At 65.7% G+C, this 3,974-nt stretch carries 4 protein-coding genes; 2 read left to right on the forward strand and 2 right to left on the reverse strand.

From position 1 onward, the window contains the following. Nucleotides 1-324: 324 nt before the first annotated feature. Together ACV22V_RS32210 and ACV22V_RS32215 are read right to left on the reverse strand one after the other, a co-directional pair. On the reverse strand, nt 325-858 hold the full coding sequence (locus ACV22V_RS32210) for a cytochrome b (RefSeq protein ID WP_059699524.1): 534 nt from the start codon (nt 856-858) through the stop codon (nt 325-327). Next, nucleotides 855-1,943, reverse strand: a complete 1,089-nt coding sequence (locus ACV22V_RS32215; RefSeq protein WP_448016772.1) for a catalase family peroxidase — start codon at nt 1,941-1,943, stop codon at nt 855-857. Before ACV22V_RS32215 ends, ACV22V_RS32210 begins: the two co-directional genes overlap by 4 nt. A gap of 157 nt (nt 1,944-2,100) precedes the next feature. On the opposite strand from ACV22V_RS32215, the gene ACV22V_RS32220 reads away from it, so the two are divergent. After that, complete coding sequence (locus tag ACV22V_RS32220; RefSeq protein ID WP_059531391.1) at nt 2,101-2,619, forward strand: sigma-70 family RNA polymerase sigma factor; 519 nt, start codon at nt 2,101-2,103, stop codon at nt 2,617-2,619. Next, nucleotides 2,616-3,377 (forward strand): anti-sigma factor family protein, encoded by a 762-nt coding sequence (locus ACV22V_RS32225; RefSeq protein ID WP_448016774.1) that lies wholly within the window; start codon nt 2,616-2,618, stop codon nt 3,375-3,377. The genes ACV22V_RS32220 and ACV22V_RS32225 overlap by 4 nt, the downstream gene beginning before the upstream one ends. Nucleotides 3,378-3,974 lie beyond the last annotated feature (597 nt).

Genomic DNA, 3,974 nt, shown 5'->3' on the forward strand with positions numbered 1-3,974 from the left:
CAACCGTTTTTTAAAACTCGTCAACAACTTTTTTAACTACTTCGTTGCGACGACTGCGGTTTAATTTCGTATGCACTGGAGTCGATAAAACCGACTTCAACAGCACCGCTTCCCTTCTCCTCCCGCGCTGCGTTTCAGTTAGCGCGAAAGAGGCGTGATTCTAAGCACCCGCCCCAGTCTCCGCAACCCCCTTTGTGAAATATTTTTGACGTGCTATGCCGGGAGCCGCTGAGCCGCAGCCGCGGTCATATATACGCAACACGGCAGGAGCAGCCTCGGTCGCCCGTGAACCGCCCCGCCGCAGCGAACTCAACCTTCCGTCGATTACCGCCCCACCATCGCCCTCACCACCCCATCCCGCCGAATCAGTCCGTGATACAGCGCCGCCGCGAAATGCGCGAGGAACGTCAAGAAGAACAGATAGGCCAGCACGCGATGCGCGACCCTGAGCCAGGCGAACGTCACCGGATCAGCCGACACAATCGCCGGCAGCTGCACACCACCGCCCAGCGTCACCGGATACCCGCCTGCCGACAGCATCGCCCACCCGATCAGCGGCATCGCGAGCATCAGCGCGTACAGCACCAGATGCGACCCATGCGCGGCAACCTTCTGCCACCAGGGCAGATCCTCGGGCAACGCGGGCGGCTTCGACACGAACCGCACCACGATCCGCACGCAAACCAGCACCAGCACGGCAATCCCCAGCGGCTTGTGCAACGCCACCAGGAAATCGTGCCGCCCCGATACCGACGCCACCATCCCCACCCCGATGAACAGCATCGCGACGATCATCGCGGCCATCACCCAATGCAGCAGCCTCGCCGGCAAGCTAAACGTCGTCGTCGCCTTCATCATCGTCCCTCCGCACTCAGTCGCGCCGCGCCGGCCACGCCGGCTTCTTCACTCGTCCGGCGCAGATACGAATCCGCATACGCCGCGGACCGCGCCGCCAGCAACGGATCCCCCGACACCTGAATCCCCTGCGGCAACACGGTCGGGTCGTAATTCACTTCCCGGCACGGCCCGCTGTCCTGCGCCTCCACGCGATCGAGCACGAGCGTCCCCGCGTCGATCGTCGTACGCTGCGCGGGCCAGGTCTTCGTCGCATCGTCCACCGGGTCGCCGGGCTCCGCCAGCGTGACCAGCAGCTTCCACTTCTGCGCGCCGTCCGCGATGCGCCGCGTCAGGTCCTGCTGCAGCACGTTCGGATTCGCGGCCGTCGCGACGTCGCCGGCGCCCGTCGTCTGCTCCGGCACGACGCGCCACCTCACCGCCTGGCGCTTGCCGGCGGCATCGACGAAGTAGAACGCGTTCAGCCCGTAATAGCTTTCGGTGACATAACTCGCGCTCGGCTTCGCACCCTTCACCCAGGCGCGGAATGCAGCCGTCTCCGGATGCGCGCCGAAAAACGCCTTCACCTTCGCCGGATCGGGCTTGCCCGTCGCCGGATCCGGCCGGGTCGCCAGCAACTGCGCGTAGAACGCCTTCGGCGTCGCCACCGGAAACACCGGCATCGCGTTCATCCCGGTCCGCCATTGCTGGCCGTCCGGCGCGGTGAGCTTCAGCGCGAGGCTGCGGATCGGCACGCTGCTGTCGGGCGCATACGGATTCCCGCCCGGCAGCGCGAAGCGCCCGACCACGGGCGTGCGCACCGCCTTGAAGAACGGCGCGACGGAATATGCGCTCGCGGCGCCGTTGCCTTCGAAGTAACCGGTCACGCACACGCCCTTCGCGTGATTGCGCCGGAAACCCGGATGCTCGCCGCCGGCCGTCTGCAGCGCGTCGACGAGCCGGTGCGGAGTCAGACGCGCCGGCGCGAGCCAGCCGCCGACATACCCGAAGGCCACGGCCACGCCGGCCACCGCGCCGCCGATCACGGCCCAGCGCCACCACCCGCGCCCGGGTTCGCGCGGCGGCGAAGAAGAGGAAGATTGCTTCATGGATGCACTCCCGATCGTCAGATCATTGTCGAACGCGTGTAGGACGCCACCCGCGCCGCTTTATTCCATCAAGAAATTTTTCGTATGCTGACGGAATAAGCGGCGCCGACCGGCGTCCTACGCGGCATCTCCACGCTTATCGGCTCGCGCCCCGGCCATGCCCTCAAACGCCCCCGACGACGACGCATTGCGCGAACTCATCCCCAGGCTGCGACGCTTCGCGCTCTGGCTGGCGCGTGACGTCCACGCGGCCGACGATCTCGTCCAGTCGACGCTCGAGCGCGCGCTGTCGCGCTGGGCGAGCCGCCGCGACGACGCGTCGCTGCGCAGCTGGCTGTTCACGATCCTTTACCGGCAGTTTCTCGACGGCAAACGCAGCGCGAAGCGCTACGCGTGGCTGCTCGGCCGCATTCGCGACGACGACGAAGCGCACTGGCCGTCCGCCGAACGCGAGGCAACCGCGCGCGCGACGCTCGAAGCGTTCGGCCGGCTCTCCGACGAGCAGCGCAGCCTGCTGCTGCTCGTCGCGGTCGAGGGCTTCACGTATCAGGAAGTCGCCGACCTGCTCGACGTGCCGATCGGCACCGTGATGTCGCGACTCTCCCGCGCGCGCCGGGCACTGCGCCAGCTCAGCGACGGCGAGCTTCCCGCTCCTTCTCTCCGCTTGATGAAATGAACACGCTCCGTCCCGACGAACACGATCTCCAGGCCTATGTCGACGGCCAGCTCGACGACGATGCGCGCGCCGCAGTCGAGCGATATCTTGCGCTGCATCCGGAGAGCGCGGAACAGGTGAAGCAATGGCAGATGGATGCGCGGCGGTTGCGGGCCGCGCTCGAGAGCGTGCGGATGCCTGGCGAAAATCCTGCGCTCGATCCGGCCACGCTTCGTGCGAAGCGTGCGGAGCGCTCGCGGGTGCGGTTCGCGATGGCGGCTTCGTTCGTGTTCTGTATCGGGCTCGGGACGTTTGGCGGGTGGCAGGCGCGTGGGTGGAACGCGGCGCCGCCGATTGCGCCGATGAGCGATGCGGTCGAGGCTTACCGGATGATGGCGGTCGATCAGACCGCGAAGGTGGATTTCCAGCCGACGGGTGCGAAGGATTTGCAGACGTGGCTCACCCGGCGCATGGGGGTGTCGGCGAGGCTGCCGGATTTGAGTGCGGCCGGGTTCCGGCCGGTTGGCGGGCGGTTGTTTACGACGGACAGCGGCGCGACGGCTGCGATGGTGCTCTACGAGGACGACGCCGGGCGGACACTGAGTTTCTATCTGCGACCGGCGGAATCGAAACATCGGCTGCTGCCAGCCGGGCAACGTGTGGATGGGTCGTTGCTGGCGCGGTATGGGTCGGTGAACGGGCTCAACTTCGCGGTGGTCGGGCCTGTAGATAGTCTTGGTCAGCACGCGGTCGTGAGGGTGCTCGATCAGCAGATTTGAGCTGGACGATACGCTGTCCGTTGGTGGCCGTTGTGCGCTGACTGCGGTCGTCCGATGCGGTTCGACAAACCTGAAAGCACTCACGTTCACCGTTCGGGGCCACAGCGTTTAAATTCTCTTTCGTGGTGGTTGTCCACACCGCGGACCTCGTCGCGGTGCGTTCCCGAATGGGTAGACCCTCTTCGGTTCCGATGTCACAGGGTTTGGCGTCTTCTGGACGCTGGATATCCACATCGGCCGCAGCGGCTCGGCATGCCTTCTCCGGTTGAATCACTCACCTTCGGCCCGCACAGCATTTCGAGTGTCTTTGGGTCGCGATATCCACATCGCCCTCGCCGAGCTGGTACACAGGATTTCGATTCGGCCGCTCACGGGTTGTTCGCATGCGCGTGAGCGCTTCGAATCAATGTGTCCCCGGGGGGCGCACAGCGTTCCTGATTGTTTTGCGTGCCGGTTGTCCACACGCGACAATCGGGCGCTACGGCCGCACGGACATCACTTTGTCGAGTAAGCCCCGAGAATCTCGCCGGTTTCCGGGGACACGAATAGGCAGCCTTCAGACCGAGCAGCGTCGCGGTAACGAGATCGACGGAACAC

The organism is Burkholderia sp. AW33-5, assembly GCF_053427615.1.